The following is a 15263-nucleotide window of genomic DNA, read 5'->3' as shown; positions in this document are numbered from 1 at the left end:
CGGCGGCGCCGCTCCCGGCGTCCCGACCCGTCCCCCAGTTCCAGGCCCAGCCGCGCCAGGAGCCGGGTCTGGGCGGTGACTTCTGGAAGGACCTGCCGCCGCCGCAGCTCCCGGCAGGCGCAGCTCCCCAGGATGCGTGGCGCCCCGCCGGTGCCCTGCCGCCCGGCCAGCTCCCGCACGGCCACTCGATCGTGCTGCCGCAGCAGGTCCAGGCCGGTCGCACCCTCAGCATCGGGCGCGAGCACACCAACGACATCGTGCTCGACGACCCGCTGGTGAGTCGTCGCCACGCGCGGCTCGATCCGCCGACGGCCACCACGCTCGCAGTGCTCCACGACCTGGGCTCGTTCAACGGCACCTTCGTCAACGGCCATCGCCTCGAGGGCGCCATCCAGCTCGCCGTCGGCTCCGAGGTCATCTTCGGCAACCAGACCTTCCGCTGGGACGGTCACCAGCTCGTCGCCTCCGCGACGGCCCACGAGTTCACGCTGTACGCCGACGGGCTGACCCAGGTCGTCGCCGGCGGGAAGCGGCTGATCGAGAACATCTCGTTCCAGCTGAAGCCGCGCAGCCTGACGGCCGTCATCGGACCATCGGGTGCCGGCAAGTCGACACTGCTCGGAGCGCTCACCGGCCTCAAGCCGGCCAGCCACGGCCGGGTGATCTGGCAGGGACACGACCTCTACCAGCACTACGCCCAGCTCCGGTTCCAGATCGGCCTGGTGCCGCAGCAGGACATCCTGCACCCGCAGCTGAGGGTCCGGCAGGGCCTGCGCTTCGCGGCTCAGCTGCGGCTGCCGCCCGACACGACGGCGCAGGAATGGGACGCGCGGGTCCACCACGTGGCCAGCCAGCTCCAGCTGGTCCAGCGCCTCGACAACCGGATCGGCACCCAGCTCTCGGGCGGACAGCGCAAGCGGGTCTCGATCGCCACCGAGCTCCTCACCGCGCCGCCGCTGCTCTTCCTCGACGAGCCGACCTCGGGCCTCGACCCGGGCCTCGACCTGGAGGTGATGCGCCAGCTCCGCAGCCTCGCCGACGACGGCCGCGTGGTCATGGTGGTCACCCACTCGGTGCTCGCGCTGGACGTGTGCGACGACGTGCTGGTGCTGGCCCCCGGAGGCCGGATCGCCTACTTCGGGCCGCCCGACGGCGTGCTCGCGCACTTCGGCAGGTCCAACTACCCCGAGGTCTTCGACCTGCTCGACGATCCGGACCTGTGGCAGCGGATCCCGGTGCCACAGCACGCCGTGGACACCTCGTCGATGGCACGGCAGTCCTACGCCGCCGCCGTACCGGCCCCTCCACGGCAGTCGGTGACCCGCCAGCTCTCGACCCTGGTCAAGCGGAACCTCGCGGTCGTGCTCGCCGACAGGCTGCTCCTCGGCATGCTCCTGCTGCTGCCACTCATCCTGGGTGGACTCAGCCGGCTGGTGCCGGGCAGCAACGGTCTCTCCTTGGATGAGTCCCGAACCCGGCGGACCCTGCCCGACGGCACTGTCGTGGACTCCTTCGCGACGGGGGAGGCCTCCCAGCGCCTGATCGTCCTGATCGTCGCCGCCTGCCTGATGGGCACCGCGCTGGCGATCCGCGAGCTGGTGGGGGAGCGACCCATCTTCAAGCGTGAGTACGCCGTCGGCCTCTCGCCCGGTGTGTACTTCACCAGCAAGGTGGTGGTCCTCGGCACCGCCGCGTTCCTGCAGGGCCTGGTGGTCACGTTCCTCGCCACGGTGGGCCTGCCCGGTGCCGACGGAGGCCTCGGCACCCTCCGCGTCGCGATCGCGATCGCCGCCCTCGCCTTCACGATGGTGGTCATCGGCCTGGCCCTGTCCGCGCTGGTCACGAGCAGCGAGCAGACGATGCCCGCCCTGGTCGGCCTGGTGATGCTGCAGCTGGTCCTGTCCGGTGCGCTCTTCGAGATCGCGGGCCGGCCCGTGCTCGAGCAGATCGCGTGGCTCTCGCCGTCGCGCTGGGGCTACGCGGCGTCCGCGTCCGCGATGGACCTGGTCCGCGAGACCGAGGGCACCGACGAGGAGGACTGGATCGCCCTCGGTGGTGCCGGCCACTACGTCATGGACCTGGGTGTGCTCGGCGTGCTGTGCCTGGTCTCTTTCGTGGTCGGCCTGCTCCTGGTCAGGAGGAGCGCCACCTCCGAGGACTAGGCGCGGGGAATGCCCGCGCGTCCCAGCGCCTTGTGCGGGGGATGACTGCGCTCACCATGTCTGTCCTCGACCTCGTCCCGGTCCGCACCGACCAGGCCACCGGGGACGCCGTCGCCGCCTCACTCTCCCTCGCCCGCGCCGCCGACCGGCTCGGGTACCGCCGCTACTGGCTGGCCGAGCACCACAACATGCCGGCGGTCGCCGCGACCAGCCCACCGGTGCTGATCGGGCTGGTCGCGTCCGTGACCGAGCGGATCCGGGTCGGCTCCGGCGGCGTGATGCTGCCCAACCACGCACCGCTGGTCGTGGCCGAGCAGTTCGCGCTGCTCGAGGCCGCGTTCCCCGGCCGGATCGACCTCGGCATCGGTCGCGCGCCGGGGACCGACCCGGTGACCAGCTGGGCGCTGCGCCACGGGGCCGGTGGCGTGAGCGACGAGGTCGTCACACGGTTCCCGGAGTACGTCGACAACGTGGTCGCGATGATGGAGCCGACCGGCGTCGGGCTGGCCCTTCACGGTCGGTCCCACGTCCTCAAGGCGACGCCGGCGGCCCGCTCGGTCCCCGAGATCTGGCTCCTCGGCTCCTCGGACTACTCCGCGCGCCTGGCCGCCGAGAAGGGCCTGCCCTACGTCTTCGCGCACCACTTCTCCGGCTCCGGGACCACGGAGGCGCTCGAGCTGTACCGTTCCGGCTTCCAGGCCTCGCCCGCCCTCGCTGAGCCGCGGACCTTCCTCACCGTCAACGCCTCGGTCGCGCCGACCGCCGAGGAGGCCGAGCGCCAGGCGCTGCCGCAGCTGCTCCAGATGGTCGCGCTGCGCACGGGCCAGCCGCTGGCGGCACAGCTGCTGGTCGAGGAGGCGGAGAAGCTGGTGGCCGACGGCCTGCCTGCCGGGCACGCGGAGCTGGTCGAGGCGATGCGACGCCGCTGGGTGATCGGCGACCCCGCCTCGGCCCGCGCTCACCTCGAGTCGCTGGCCGCGTCGTACGATGTCGACGAGGTGATGGTGAACCCCGTGGGCGGGGCCTTCGCGGGTGGCGAGCCCGGCGCCGCCCCGGCGCGGGAACGGACCCTGGAGCTGCTCGCGTCCTGACCGGGAGGTCGAGGAGGTTGAGGAGGTCGCGCGGCCGGCGTCACGAGACCACGGATTGGGAGTTCGATCCGGACTAGGACTAAACTGGCGTGTCGGCCCAACGTGGGTCCGTGCCGTGGTGCCTCGCGGCTGCCGGTTCGCACCGGTCTCGTGCTCTCAAGAGCATAGGACCGCGCGTTCCGGGGGAGGCCCAGGACACGATTTCACGAGGTCCACCGCCCCACCGGGGGCGGAGGTTCCCGGGCCACCGGTAGACAGACAAGTTCCCTAGCAGATTGTGAGACATGGCCAAGAAGGAAGGCGTCATCGAGATGGAGGGCTCCGTCGTGGAGGCCCTTCCGAACGCCATGTTCCGCGTGGAGCTGAGCAACGGGCACAAGGTGCTGGCTCACATCAGCGGCAAGATGCGTCAGCACTACATCCGGATCCTCCCCGAGGACCGGGTGGTGGTGGAGCTCTCGCCGTACGACCTCTCCCGAGGTCGCATCGTCTACCGCTACAAGTAACCACCCCGAAGCCGCGAGCAAGAAAGGGCTGACATGAAGGTCAACCCGAGCGTCAAGCCGATCTGTGACAAGTGCAAGGTGATCCGTCGCCACGGCCGCGTCATGGTGATCTGCGAGAACCCCCGCCACAAGCAGCGTCAGGGCTGATCCCACCGGATCACCCCGCCGCGACAACTGAATAACTCTTGCAGCGTGACAGCACGGTCGTCGTACGACGACCTCCACCGTCGGACCTGAGGCCGGCGCCGGACAGAACACCCGGACGCGTCACGCACGACACCTCAGAGACACCAAGGAGATACGCCTTTCATGGCACGCCTCGTCGGAGTCGACCTTCCGCGCGACAAGCGCATCGAGGTCGCACTCACCTACATCTACGGCATCGGCCGTACCCGCGCCCAGCAGCTGCTGGAGGCCACCGGGGTCAGCCCCGACCTCCGCGTCCACCAGCTGGGTGACGAGGAGCTGGTCAAGCTCCGTGACGAGATCGAAGCGAACTTCAAGATCGAGGGTGACCTCCGTCGCGAGGTCCAGGCTGACATCCGTCGCAAGATCGAGATCGGCAGCTACCAGGGTCGCCGCCACCGTCAGGGCCTCCCGGTCCGCGGTCAGCGCACCAAGACCAACGCTCGTACCCGCAAGGGCCCCAAGCGCACGGTTGCCGGCAAGAAGAAGGCCAAGTGATCTGACGCTGTGACCGCGCCTCGGCGCATCGCAGTCATCGATCCGGCCTCATCACAGACCAGCTTTCTCAAGGAGATAACGCATGCCTCCCAAGGCTCGCGCGGGCGCCAAGAAGGTCCGCCGCAAGGAGAAGAAGAACGTCGCTCAGGGCGAAGCCCACATCAAGAGCACGTTCAACAACACGATCGTCACGATCACCGACCCCACTGGTGCGGTGATCTCGTGGGCCTCTGCCGGCACCGTCGGCTTCAAGGGCTCCCGCAAGTCCACCCCGTACGCCGCTCAGATGGCCGCCGAGGCCGCTGGCCGTCGGGCGATGGAGCACGGCATGAAGAAGATCGACGTCTTCGTCAAGGGCCCCGGTTCGGGTCGCGAGACGGCGATCCGCTCGCTGGGTGCGATCGGCCTCGAGGTCGGCACCATCCAGGACGTGACCCCCGCCCCGCACAACGGCTGCCGCCCGCCCAAGCGCCGCCGCGTCTGAGCCCGGATTTGCAGCGAAGGAGTCTTTGAAAAATGGCCCGTTACACCGGACCCCTCACCAAGAAGTCGCGCCGACTCGGCGTCGACCTCGTCGGCGGCGACGCCGCGTTCGAGAAGCGTCCCTACCCTCCCGGCCAGCACGGTCGTGCGCGGGTCAAGGAGAGCGAGTACCGCAACCAGCTGCAGGAGAAGCAGAAGGCCCGCTTCACCTACGGCGTGATGGAGAAGCAGTTCCACAAGTACTACGTGGAGGCTGCCCGTCGCCAGGGCAAGACCGGCGACAACCTGCTCCAGCTCCTTGAGTGCCGCCTCGACAACGTGGTCTACCGCGCCGGGTTCGCCCGGACCCGCCGCCACGCGCGTCAGCTCGTCACCCACGGCCACTTCATGGTCAACGGCAAGAAGGTCGACATCCCGTCGTACCAGGTGGCGCAGTACGACATCATCGACGTGCGCGAGAAGTCGCTCGAGATGACGCCGTTCATCGTGGCTCGTGAGACCCACGGCGAGCGCATCGTCCCGGCCTGGCTCGAGGCACTGCCGACCCGGATGCGGATCCTGGTCCACTCGCTCCCCGTGCGCGAGCAGATCGACATCCCCGTCCAGGAGCAGCTCATCGTCGAGTACTACTCGAAGAAGTGACGTCGTCGGGGCGGCGCACAGCGCCGCTCCGCCGGCATCTCGTCCCCAGCATCTCTTCTCCATTCCGCACCACGTCTGGGTCCTCATATAGCGGTCGGCCCGGAAAGGAACGAAACAAGTGCTTATCGCACAGCGCCCCACCCTGTCGGAGGAGACCGTCGGCCAGTTCCGGTCGCGCTTCGTCATCGAGCCTCTCGAGCCCGGCTTCGGCTACACGCTCGGCAACTCGCTGCGTCGCACCCTCCTCTCCTCCATCCCCGGTGCCTCGGTCACGAGCATCAAGCTCGACGGAGTCCTCCACGAGTTCTCGACCATCGAGGGCGTCAAGGAAGACGTCACCGAGATCATCCTGAACCTCAAGGGTCTCGTCGTCTCCTCGGAGCACGACGAGCCCGTCACCATGTACCTCCGCAAGTCGGGTGCCGGTGACGTCACCGCTGCTGACATCGCGCCGCCGGCCGGTGTCGAGGTGCACAACCCCGAGCTGAAGATCGCCACGCTCTCCGACAACGGCAAGATCGAGCTCGAGCTCGTCGTCGAGCGCGGTCGTGGCTACGTCTCGGCCGTCCAGAACAAGGGCGCCGACAACGAGATCGGCCGGATCCCGGTTGACTCGATCTACAGCCCGGTCCTCAAGGTGACCTACAAGGTCGAGGCCACCCGTGTCGAGCAGCGCACCGACTTCGACAAGCTGGTCATCGACGTCGAGACCAAGCCGTCGATCCTGCCCCGCGACGCGATCGCGTCGGCCGGCAAGACGCTGGTCGAGCTCTTCGGGCTGGCCCGCGAGCTCAACGTCGAGGCCGAGGGCATCGACATCGGCCCCTCGCCCGTCGACGAGCAGCTCGCCGCCGACCTCGCCCTCCCGGTCGAGGACCTGCAGCTGACCGTCCGGTCCTACAACTGCCTCAAGCGCGAGGGCATCCACACCGTGGGTGAGCTCATCAGCCGCTCGGAGCAGGACCTCCTGGACATCCGCAACTTCGGCGCCAAGTCGATCGACGAGGTCAAGGCGAAGCTGCACGAGATGGGCCTGTCCCTCAAGGACAGCGCCCCGGGCTTCGACCCCTCCGCCGCCCTCGCCAACTACAGCGACGACGACGAGGACGAGAGCTTCGTCGAGGACGAGCAGTTCTGAGTTGATGTGCCTGAGCGTGTCTTCGGGGCAGAGGGGGGCAGCGAGCTGCCCGTCAGCGCCTCTCGACACGCTGCCAGGGCGCAGTTGACGCAGTCAGTGGTTCCGACCGCTGGCGGCAAGACGAAGCAGCGGCCGACGCCCGTCGGTCGCGCATAGGAATCCGGTACCTGGTACGGCCGGACGAACCCGAGGTACCTGACACGGCCCCGGAGAAACGAGAGAAGCAATGCCCAAGCCCAAGAAGGGTCCCCGCCTCGGCGGGTCCGCCGCCCACCAGCGGCTCATCCTGTCGAACCTGGCCACCTCGCTGTTCGAGCACGGCCGGATCACGACGACCGAGGCCAAGGCCCGCACCCTGCGGCCCTACGCCGAGAAGCTGATCACCAAGGCGAAGAAGGCGCACCTGGGTGAGAACCCGCTGCACCAGCGTCGCGAGGTGCTCAAGGTCATCCGCGACAAGGGCGTGGTGCACACTCTCTTCACCGAGATCGCGCCGACGTTCTCCGACCGCCCCGGCGGCTACACCCGGATCACCAAGATCGGCAACCGTGCGGGCGACAACGCCCCCATGGCGGTCATCGAGCTGGTGACCGAGGGCTTCGCCCCGTCCGCTCCGAAGACGACGCCGGCCGCCGAGGCCGCTCCGGTCGAGGAGGCTGCGGCCGAGGTGACCAAGGACGCCGAGGACGCCCCGGCCGAGGTCGAGGCGACCAACGAGGCGGGCGACACCGAGGTCCTCTCCACCGAGGCGACCGAGGTCGAGACCGCTGAGGCGGAGTCGAACGCCGAGGAGACCCCCGAGGACTCCGAGAAGGCCTGAGCAACCGCTCGCCCACGACGGCCCGTCACCCGCGAGGGTGGCGGGCCGTCGTCGCGCCCGGGGCCGTCGTCGTTTCGGGGAGGTGCCCGCCCCGCCGATAGACTGACGCCCATGACGACGATCGACCTGGGCACCCCGCGTCTGCTCGACGACGCCGACCGCGAGGTCCTGCTCGCGGACCCGCGCGGCTACTGCGCGGGCGTCGACCGGGCCGTGGTCACGGTCGAGGAGGCGCTGGACCTCTACGGCGCCCCCGTCTACGTGCGCAAGCAGATCGTCCACAACAAGCACGTCGTCTCCAACCTGGAGTCGCGCGGAGCGATCTTCGTCGAGGAGCTCGACGAGGTGCCGCCGGGCGCGACCGTGGTCTTCTCCGCCCACGGCGTCTCGCCGGCCGTGCACCGCCAGGCAGCCGAGCGCGAGCTGAAGACGATCGACGCGACCTGCCCGCTGGTGACGAAGGTCCACCGCGAGGCGATCCGGTTCGCCCGCGAGGGCTACACCATCCTGCTCATCGGCCACGCCGGTCACGAGGAGGTCGAGGGCACCGCGGGCGAGGCCCCGGAGCAGACCGTCCTCGTCGAGCACCCCGACGACGTCGACCGGCTCGAGTTCGGGCCCGATGCCAAGCTCGCCTGGCTCTCGCAGACCACGCTCAGCGTGGACGAGACCATGGAGACGGTCCGCCGCCTGCGCTCGAAGTTCCCGCAGCTGGAGGACCCACCCAGCGACGACATCTGCTACGCCACGCAGAACCGCCAGGTGGCGGTCAAGGAGATCGGCGCGACGGCCGACCTGGTGATCGTGGTCGGCTCCGCCAACTCCTCCAACTCCGTGCGCCTGGTCGAGGTCGCGCTCGAGGCGGGCGCGAAGTCCTCCTACCGGGTCGACGACGCCTCGGAGATCGACGAGGCCTGGCTCGACGGCGTGCGGACGGTCAGCGTCACCTCCGGCGCCTCCGTGCCCGACGACCTCGTGCAGGGCGTGCTCGGCTTCCTGGCCGAGCGGGGCTACCCCGACGCCCGCGCCGTGCAGACGGCCGAGGAGACCCTGGTGTTCTCGCTCCCCAAGGAGCTGCACAAGGACATGAAGGCCGCCGGCCGGGCCTGACCCGAGCACCGATCCGATGGCCCGCTACCTCGACCTCCACCCGGACAATCCGCAGCCGCGGCTGCTGCAGCAGGTCGTCGACGCACTCCACGACGACGCGCTGATCGCCTACCCCACCGACTCCGGCTACGCGCTCGGCTGCCGGGTCGGCAACCGCGACGGGCGCGACCGGATCCTCAAGATCCGCGGTCTCGACGACAGCCACCACTTCACGCTGGTGTGCCGCGACTTCTCCCAGCTCGGGCAGCTCGTCCACGTCGACAACGCGGCGTTCCGGGCGATCCGCGCCGCCACGCCCGGTCCCTACACCTTCATCCTGCCGGGGATGCCGGAGGTGCCGCGGCGGCTGCTGCATCCCAAGAAGCGCACCGTGGGCGTCCGGATCCCCGACCACCCCGTGGTGCGGGCCATCCTGGACCTGCTGGGGGAGCCGCTGCTCTCCAGCTCCCTGATCCTGCCCGGTGAGACCACGCCGCGGGCGATGGGCTGGGAGATCAAGGAGGATCTCGACCACGAGGTCGACATCGTGGTCGAGGCAGGGGAGACCCCCACCGAGCCGACCACGGTCGTCGACTGGTCCGACGGGGCTCCCGAGCTGGTACGACGCGGCGCCGGCGACCCCGACCGCTTCGTCTGAGGGCGGCCTACCGCTGCCGGCTGGCCAGGAACCCGCGGCGGGCGGCCAGCAGGGCCAGGCAGGCGCCGTACCCGAACATGAGGGCCAGGGCGTGGCCCGACAGACCGGAGACGGTGGCCTGCACGATCCCGTCCTGAGGACGCGCCACCGAACCGGGCTCGGCGATGCCGAGCAGCAGCACGGCCAGGAGCATCGCCAGCGGCGGCAGCACGCCGACCGTGAAGAAGTCCGGCGGACGGACGGTGAGCGCGGCGACGACGCAGAGCGCCATGAAGGCGAGGTCGAAGAGCAGCCCGAGCCTCGCGGAGAGCAGCAGGTCGAGCACCGTGACCGTGAGCAGCACGGCGACCACGAGGGCGGCGACCTCGTGGCCGGGGCGCCGACCCTCCTCCCACAGGGTGCGGGGCCGGTCGTGCAGCACGCTGCTCACGCCACCCACGCTAGGCGGAGCGGCCGACCGGCTCGGTACGACGCGCCGGGCCGGCTCAGTCGGCGAGCTCGACCACGACCGGCGCGTGGTCCGAGGCGCCCTGCCCCGCTCGTTCCTCGCGGTCGATGAACGCCCCGTTCACCCGTTCGGCGAGCGAGGGCGAGCCCAGCACGAAGTCGATCTTCAGGCCCCGGTCGCGTTCGAACCGCTGGCGGTAGTAGTCCCAGTAGGTGTAGCCCGGCGCGTAGGAGCGGGTCACCTCGGTCCAGCCGCCGTCGAGGAACGCCTGGAACGCCGCGCGCTCCGCCGGCGTGACATGGGTGGAGTTGCGGAACTGCGCGGGGTCGAAGACGTCGTCGTCGGTCGGGCAGATGTTCCAGTCCCCGACGAGCGCGGTCGGCGCGTCCAGCCACTCGGTCGACGCCTCGCGGAGCCTCGCCAGCCAGTCGAGCTTGTAGACGTAGTGCGGGTCGTCGGGCTTGCGGCCGTTGGGGACGTAGAGGCTCCAGATCCGCACGCCGCCGCACGTCGCGCCGATCGCTCGCGCCTCGGACTTGAGGGTCTCGCCCCAGCCGGGTTGCCCGGGGAAGCCGACCTGCACCTCGGACAGGCCGACCCTGCTCACCAGGGCGACTCCGTTCCACTGGTCGATGCCGTGGGCCGCGACGTCGTACCCCCGGGCCTGGAGGCCCATCAGCGGCAGCTGGTCCTCGCGGGCCTTGGTCTCCTGCAGGGCGAGCACGTCGACGTCGTGACGCTCGAGGAACGCCTCGACCCGGTCGATCCGCGAGCGCAGCGAGTTCACGTTCCAGGTGGCGATCCGCACCGGGCCACGCTAGCGGTGGCTCACATCTCTGCAACTCCGGGGGCTACCGATTTCTGACCCGAAGGATGTCTTGTCTGGCGGTGGCACCGGACGATTCCATGAGTGACCACTCCCTCCGGCAAGAAAGGTTCTTCGATGAAGAGCTCTGGGTTCAGCAGGATCTTCGCCGGGGTGGCGTGCCTCGCGGTCGCCCTCCTCGGTGCCACGTTCACGGCGACGGTGCCGAACGCCGAGGGCGACGCGGGCAGCGTCCCGTCCTTCCAGGAGTTCGAGCGATCCAGCTACGTGGACGTCGACGGCGCCTACGTCGTCAACGGCGACGAGGTGGAGAGCACCAAGGCCGGCTTGAAGAAGTTCTACGAGCGGATGGTGGGCCCGAAGCACGCCGACGAGGAGGGGCTGATCGTGAACACGGTCAGCGGCCGCGACGACAAGTGGAGCGCGTCGCAGGCGCTGAACCTGACCTACTGCGTCAGCACCAGGTTCGGCACCCGGCACGCCGATGTGGTCAGCGCGATGGCGGGCGGCGCAGGGTTGTGGGAGTCGGCGTCGACCCAGGTCGACTTCGTGCATGTCCCGGCCCAGGACGGCAGCTGCAACACCCGCAACAACAACGTCCTGTTCTCGGTCGAGCCGGTCAGCACGACCCAGTACATCGCCCGAGCGTTCTTCCCAAGCACGGCGAAGCGCTCGCGCAACGTGCTCATCGACGACTCGATCTGGTCCTCCGGGAGCTGGGAGCCGGTGGACATCCTCGCCCACGAGCTCGGACACGCCCTGGGCTTCCGGCACGAGCACACCCGTCCCGAGTCCGGCACCTGCTTCGAGGACAACAACTGGCGCGCGCTGACGCCCTACGACGCCGCGTCGATCATGCACTACCCGCAGTGCAACGGCAGCTCGGCCGATCTGGAGTTCCAGGCCTCCGACGCCGCAGGCGTCCGCGCGCTCTACGGCTCCTGACCACCCCCGACCCCCCAGGCGACACCCTCCTGCCCCACGCGGCGGAGGGTGTCGTCGTGCTCGGGGTCGGGCAGAGTGTGCCCATGAAGTCCTACCGTCAGCTGCCGACCTGGATCCTCCGCGGACTCGTGATCCTCGGCCTCCTGCTGTGCCTCCCGCCCGCCGCCATCGGAGGCGTGGTCCTCCTGGGTGACGCCCTTGACGGGTCCGAAGGGGAGTACGACGGGCTCGGAATGGCGCTCGGCGGGATCATCCTGGTCGCCGCGCTGGTCGGGATGCTCGTCCTGGGGTTGCTGCTGCTCATGCTGTTCCGCTGGCCGCGGGTCGGCCTGGCAACGACCGGGGTGCTGGCGGGGCTGGCCCTCCTCGGCGCCATCGCGCTGCTCGTCAACGACCCGGACACGTTGCTGGACTTCCTCGTCTACGCCGGCGGCGCGACCACGGTCATCGCGCTGGCCATCTGGGGGCTGGCGCCCAGGCTCGAGACGCCCGCCACGACGCCCGCTGCCGAATCGTTCGGTCCGCCGCACGCGCCGTAGACTCCCGGCCCGTGGCACTCACCATCGGCATCGTCGGTCTCCCGAATGCAGGCAAGTCGACGCTCTTCAACGCGTTGACCAAGAACGACGTGCTGGCGGCGAACTACCCGTTCGCCACGATCGAGCCCAACGTCGGTGTCGTGGGCGTCCCGGACGTCAGGCTTCCCGTGCTCGCGGAGATCTTCAGCTCCGAGCGGGTGCTGCCGGCGACGGTGGAGTTCGTCGACATCGCCGGCATCGTGGCCGGCGCCTCGCAGGGCGAGGGCCTGGGCAACAAGTTCCTCGCCCACATCCGTGAGTCCGCCGCGATCTGCCAGGTCACGCGCGTGTTCCGGGACGAGGACGTCACCCACGTCGACGGCAAGGTCGATCCGAGCTCCGACATCTCCACGATCCAGACCGAGCTGATCCTGGCCGATCTGCAGACCGTGGAGAAGGCGATCCCCCGGCTGGAGAAGGAGGCGCGCGGCAAGAAGGAACTGACCGCCAACGTCGCCGCCGCGAAGGAGGCGCTCGCCGCTCTCGAGTCCGGCACCCCGATCATCGACACCTCGATCGACCGCGACCTGATCCGGGAGCTCTCGCTGCTCACGGCCAAGCCCTTCATCTACGTGTTCAACTGCGACGCCGACGAGCTCGCCGACGAGTCGCTCAAGGCGAAGATGCAGGATCTCGTCGCACCCGCCGAGGCGATCTTCCTCGACGCGAAGTTCGAGGCCGAGCTGGTCGAGCTCGGCGACGACGAGGAGGCCCGCGCGATGCTGGCTGAGATGGGCGTCGACGAGCCCGGCCTCGACGTGCTCGCCCGGGTCGGGTTCGACACCCTGGGCCTCCAGACCTACCTCACCGCCGGCCCGAAGGAGTCCCGGGCCTGGACGATCCGCAAGGGCGCGACCGCGCCCGAGGCCGCCGGTGTGATCCACACCGACTTCCAGAAGGGCTTCATCAAGGCCGAGGTCGTCTCGTTCGACGACCTGGTCGCTGCGGGCTCGATGCAGAAGGCCAAGGAGGCCGGCAAGGTCCGCATGGAGGGCAAGGACTACGTCATGGCCGACGGCGACGTCGTGGAGTTCCGCTTCAACGTCTGAATCGGCGCGTTTGCGCAGGTCAGAGGGGGTGTGACCCCTCCTAGTCCGCACAGAGTCCGCAAGAGGAATCGTTTGATCGGCGTTCTGGCTACGTCGACAACGGGCTCGCTCGTGAATTGCGAACCGGCCCACCACTGGAAGTTCGCGCTTCAGCTCATGGGCAACTGGGGGCAGGTATCCCTAAGTCGTTTCCCCGCGGGCTTGTCAAGGTGTTGATTCACGCCGATCAGCGTGGGCGAGGGGCGTTACCGGAATGCGGTGACAAGGAAGGGGGAACGCGAGGGGAACGTTGCGTTCGTGCGGGCCCAGGTCCGCGCGGTCGCGGCTGAAGACATCGACCCACTGCTTCCGTGCGTCCTCGAGCGTCTCGGCGACAAGGTGGGCAGTGTTGGATTCGCGGCCGCGCGTCATCGCGACGTACGCCGCCGCGGCGCCGGTGGTGTCGCCGAGGGCGACGTGGGCAGCCTCGACGGTCTCGCCCTGGGCTCCGTGGACTGTGGTGGCGTAGGCGAGCTCGACGAACCGGGTCGCGTACTCCGCCGGGATCTCGCGATCGCGCCCGCGGCCGTGAAGGATCAGGTGGCCGTCCTCGCCGATTCCGGCGACCGTCCAGGTCTGGCGGTTCGCGACCCCGAGATCAGGGTCGTTGCGGCGGGTAGCGACGCGGTCGCCGAGCCCGACCCGTTCGCCTCGAGCGGTCACCAGGGACGGGTCTGGGTCGGTCGAGTTGCCCGTGGCGGGGTCGGCGCGACGCTGGTCGCGGATCGCGGCATTGAGGCTTGCCACTTGCTCGCGGGTGTCGGCGACGACGAGGTCGCCGGCCGCTCCTGCCTCGGCGAGGGCGGCGGTGCGCTCGCTGTCGCTGGTCGCCCAGTCGCCTTCACAAGGGTGGTTTCCGGGTCACCAATCCGCGACATAAGGACGCGGAGGGCACTTGGGACTGCCCGCTGCAGGGGTCGCCGACGACGGCAGCGTGATCGAGGGACCCGCGGTACGCCCGCTCAAGGGGTGAGGCTCAGGGCTCGACGGTCACCTTGATCGCCTCGCCGTTCTGCACGATCGAGAAGGCGTCCATCACGTCCTGCAGGGGGATGTGCCGAGTGATGAGGTCCTTCACGGGCACCTGGCCGGTCGAGATGTACTCCAGCGCGCGCTTGTTGTGCTCCGGCGCGGAGCCGTTGGCACCGTGGATGTGGAGTTGCCGGTAGTGCACGACGTTGGAGTCGCAGGTGATGGTCGGGTTGGTCTTCGGCAGACCGCCGAAGAAGGAGATTCGGCCATTGCGCGCAGCCATGGCGATGGCCTGCTCCTGGGTGACGTTCGCGGCCGTCGCGGTGATCACCACGTCGGCGCCACGGCCTCCGGTGAGCTCCATGACCCGCTCGACGACGTCGACGTCCGCGGCGTTGATGACCTCGTCCGGGTCGACGGCGTCCGCGGACATCTTCAGCCGGTCCGCGTTGACGTCGACCAGGTAGACGGGCCCGCACCTGTGGACGCCGCGGGCGATCCGGATGTGCATGCAGCCGATGGGGCCGGCTCCGAAAACGACCACCGTGTCGCCCTCCTCGATGTCGAGCAGCTCCTGGGCGTTGATGGCGCACGCGAACGGCTCGGCGGCCGACGCCTCGTCGTAACCCACATTGTCCGGGATCCGGTTGAGCCCGTCGACCTTGAGGACCTGCCGCGGCACGATCATGTACTCGGCGAAGCCGCCGTCGTACTGGTACCCCACCGACGTCTGGTTCTGGCAAACCGCCATCCAGCCCTTGCGGCACTCGTGGCAGTCGCCGCACGGCACGGCGGCGATGACTTGAGCGCGGTCGCCGACCTTCCAGTCGCTGCCGTAGGTGGCGTTCACGTCGGCGCCCACCTCGACGACCTCACCGGCGATCTCGTGTCCGATGGTGCGCGGGGGAGTGAGGTTCTGGTGGCCGTTGTGGAGGATCTTGACGTCGGTGCCGCACGTCGAGCAGTTGCGCACGCGCAGCTTGACCTCGTCCGGCCCGCACTCGGGTTCCGGGACGTCCTCGAGCCGGACGTCGTCTGGTGCGTAGAAGCGGAGGGCCTTCATGGGTTCGTTTCCTTCCGGGTGCGGGCGTCTGAAGCCACGCTATCGGCAATCTGGGCAGAAAACCACAGCT

Annotated in this window: 18 protein-coding genes; 14 read left to right on the top strand and 4 right to left on the bottom strand. The window is 69.3% G+C overall.

Features of this window, described 5'->3' with window-relative positions; translation table 11 throughout:
- From E7Z54_RS18380 to E7Z54_RS18330, 11 genes are all read left to right on the top strand, one after another.
- Nucleotides 1–2162, top strand: a 2162-nt coding sequence (locus tag E7Z54_RS18380; RefSeq protein ID WP_136436178.1) for an ATP-binding cassette domain-containing protein, incomplete at its 5' end; no start/stop codon positions are given.
- Nucleotides 2163–2203: 41 nt separating this feature from the next.
- Nucleotides 2204–3253 carry an LLM class flavin-dependent oxidoreductase gene (locus E7Z54_RS18375; protein ID WP_136436177.1) on the top strand — a complete coding sequence of 350 codons (1050 nt, stop codon included), beginning with the start codon at nt 2204–2206 and terminating at the stop codon, nt 3251–3253.
- Nucleotides 3254–3537: 284 nt separating this feature from the next.
- Nucleotides 3538–3759, top strand: coding sequence for a translation initiation factor IF-1 (infA, locus tag E7Z54_RS18370; protein ID WP_028656368.1), 222 nt, complete (start codon nt 3538–3540; stop codon nt 3757–3759).
- A gap of 33 nt (nt 3760–3792) precedes the next feature.
- A complete protein-coding gene (rpmJ, locus tag E7Z54_RS18365) occupies nt 3793–3906 on the top strand; it encodes a 50S ribosomal protein L36 (protein WP_004008316.1) in 114 nt (37 codons plus the stop codon).
- A gap of 162 nt (nt 3907–4068) precedes the next feature.
- Entirely contained in the window at nt 4069–4443 is a 375-nt protein-coding gene (gene rpsM / locus E7Z54_RS18360; protein WP_136436176.1) for a 30S ribosomal protein S13, read from the top strand.
- An 82-nt stretch (nt 4444–4525) separates the two neighbouring features.
- The gene (gene rpsK, locus E7Z54_RS18355; RefSeq protein WP_038681087.1) at nt 4526–4927 is read left to right on the top strand and encodes a 30S ribosomal protein S11; all 402 of its coding nucleotides are present in this window, start codon (nt 4526–4528) and stop codon (nt 4925–4927) included.
- A 32-nt stretch (nt 4928–4959) separates the two neighbouring features.
- Nucleotides 4960–5568: a 30S ribosomal protein S4 gene (gene rpsD, locus E7Z54_RS18350; RefSeq protein WP_136436175.1), complete on the top strand. Its 609-nt coding sequence runs from the start codon at nt 4960–4962 to the stop codon at nt 5566–5568.
- A gap of 118 nt (nt 5569–5686) precedes the next feature.
- Entirely contained in the window at nt 5687–6706 is a 1020-nt protein-coding gene (locus E7Z54_RS18345) for a DNA-directed RNA polymerase subunit alpha (protein WP_136436174.1), read from the top strand.
- 226 nt (nt 6707–6932) lie between these two features.
- Nucleotides 6933–7526 carry a 50S ribosomal protein L17 gene (gene rplQ / locus E7Z54_RS18340; protein WP_136436173.1) on the top strand — a complete coding sequence of 198 codons (594 nt, stop codon included), beginning with the start codon at nt 6933–6935 and terminating at the stop codon, nt 7524–7526.
- A 111-nt stretch (nt 7527–7637) separates the two neighbouring features.
- The gene (locus E7Z54_RS18335; RefSeq protein ID WP_136436172.1) at nt 7638–8636 is read left to right on the top strand and encodes a 4-hydroxy-3-methylbut-2-enyl diphosphate reductase; all 999 of its coding nucleotides are present in this window, start codon (nt 7638–7640) and stop codon (nt 8634–8636) included.
- Nucleotides 8637–8652: 16 nt separating this feature from the next.
- Nucleotides 8653–9273, top strand: a complete 621-nt coding sequence (locus E7Z54_RS18330) for an L-threonylcarbamoyladenylate synthase (RefSeq protein WP_136436171.1) — start codon at nt 8653–8655, stop codon at nt 9271–9273.
- A 7-nt stretch (nt 9274–9280) separates the two neighbouring features.
- On the opposite strand, the gene E7Z54_RS18325 is transcribed toward E7Z54_RS18330, so the two are convergent.
- Together E7Z54_RS18325 and E7Z54_RS18320 are read right to left on the bottom strand one after the other, a co-directional pair.
- A complete protein-coding gene (locus E7Z54_RS18325; protein WP_136436170.1) occupies nt 9281–9703 on the bottom strand; it encodes a DUF6542 domain-containing protein in 423 nt (140 codons plus the stop codon).
- A gap of 55 nt (nt 9704–9758) precedes the next feature.
- Nucleotides 9759–10529, bottom strand: coding sequence for an exodeoxyribonuclease III (locus E7Z54_RS18320; RefSeq protein WP_136436169.1), 771 nt, complete (start codon nt 10527–10529; stop codon nt 9759–9761).
- Between the two features lie 135 nt (nt 10530–10664).
- Here E7Z54_RS18320 and E7Z54_RS18315 point away from each other — a divergent pair, with 135 nt between their 5' ends.
- The 3 genes from E7Z54_RS18315 to ychF all read left to right on the top strand — a co-directional run bounded on the left by E7Z54_RS18315 (nt 10665) and on the right by ychF (nt 13119).
- Complete coding sequence (locus tag E7Z54_RS18315; protein WP_136436168.1) at nt 10665–11492, top strand: M57 family metalloprotease; 828 nt, start codon at nt 10665–10667, stop codon at nt 11490–11492.
- A gap of 83 nt (nt 11493–11575) precedes the next feature.
- On the top strand, nt 11576–12031 hold the full coding sequence (locus tag E7Z54_RS18310) for a hypothetical protein (protein ID WP_136436167.1): 456 nt from the start codon (nt 11576–11578) through the stop codon (nt 12029–12031).
- Nucleotides 12032–12042: 11 nt separating this feature from the next.
- Nucleotides 12043–13119 (top strand): redox-regulated ATPase YchF, encoded by a 1077-nt coding sequence (gene ychF, locus E7Z54_RS18305; RefSeq protein WP_136436166.1) that lies wholly within the window; start codon nt 12043–12045, stop codon nt 13117–13119.
- Nucleotides 13120–13323: 204 nt separating this feature from the next.
- Here ychF and E7Z54_RS18300 read toward each other — a convergent pair whose 3' ends face one another.
- Nucleotides 13324–13905, bottom strand: coding sequence for a hypothetical protein (locus E7Z54_RS18300; protein ID WP_240769773.1), 582 nt, complete (start codon nt 13903–13905; stop codon nt 13324–13326).
- Between the two features lie 229 nt (nt 13906–14134).
- The gene (locus E7Z54_RS18295) at nt 14135–15193 is read right to left on the bottom strand and encodes a zinc-dependent dehydrogenase (protein WP_136436165.1); all 1059 of its coding nucleotides are present in this window, start codon (nt 15191–15193) and stop codon (nt 14135–14137) included.
- Nucleotides 15194–15263 lie beyond the last annotated feature (70 nt).

Origin of the sequence: Nocardioides sp. (assembly GCF_004803405.1) — a bacterium.
Classification (GTDB): Bacteria; Actinomycetota; Actinomycetes; order Propionibacteriales; family Nocardioidaceae; genus Nocardioides; species Nocardioides vastitatis.
This window is presented reverse-complemented; position numbering and strand designations above follow the sequence as displayed.

What these genes read in the sequence shown, in the direction of transcription:
- E7Z54_RS18375 (WP_136436177.1), top strand. Translation starts at nt 2,204, where the DNA reads ATGACTGCGCTCACCATGTCTGTCCTCGACCTCGTCCCGGTCCGCACC.
- infA (WP_028656368.1), top strand. Translation starts at nt 3,538, where the DNA reads ATGGCCAAGAAGGAAGGCGTCATCGAGATGGAGGGCTCCGTCGTGGAG.
- rpmJ (WP_004008316.1), top strand. Translation starts at nt 3,793, where the DNA reads ATGAAGGTCAACCCGAGCGTCAAGCCGATCTGTGACAAGTGCAAGGTG.
- rpsM (WP_136436176.1), top strand. Translation starts at nt 4,069, where the DNA reads ATGGCACGCCTCGTCGGAGTCGACCTTCCGCGCGACAAGCGCATCGAG.
- rpsK (WP_038681087.1), top strand. Translation starts at nt 4,526, where the DNA reads ATGCCTCCCAAGGCTCGCGCGGGCGCCAAGAAGGTCCGCCGCAAGGAG.
- rpsD (WP_136436175.1), top strand. Translation starts at nt 4,960, where the DNA reads ATGGCCCGTTACACCGGACCCCTCACCAAGAAGTCGCGCCGACTCGGC.
- rplQ (WP_136436173.1), top strand. Translation starts at nt 6,933, where the DNA reads ATGCCCAAGCCCAAGAAGGGTCCCCGCCTCGGCGGGTCCGCCGCCCAC.
- E7Z54_RS18335 (WP_136436172.1), top strand. Translation starts at nt 7,638, where the DNA reads ATGACGACGATCGACCTGGGCACCCCGCGTCTGCTCGACGACGCCGAC.
- E7Z54_RS18330 (WP_136436171.1), top strand. Translation starts at nt 8,653, where the DNA reads ATGGCCCGCTACCTCGACCTCCACCCGGACAATCCGCAGCCGCGGCTG.
- E7Z54_RS18315 (WP_136436168.1), top strand. Translation starts at nt 10,665, where the DNA reads ATGAAGAGCTCTGGGTTCAGCAGGATCTTCGCCGGGGTGGCGTGCCTC.
- E7Z54_RS18310 (WP_136436167.1), top strand. Translation starts at nt 11,576, where the DNA reads ATGAAGTCCTACCGTCAGCTGCCGACCTGGATCCTCCGCGGACTCGTG.
- E7Z54_RS18295 (WP_136436165.1), bottom strand. Translation starts at nt 15,193, where the DNA reads ATGAAGGCCCTCCGCTTCTACGCACCAGACGACGTCCGGCTCGAGGAC.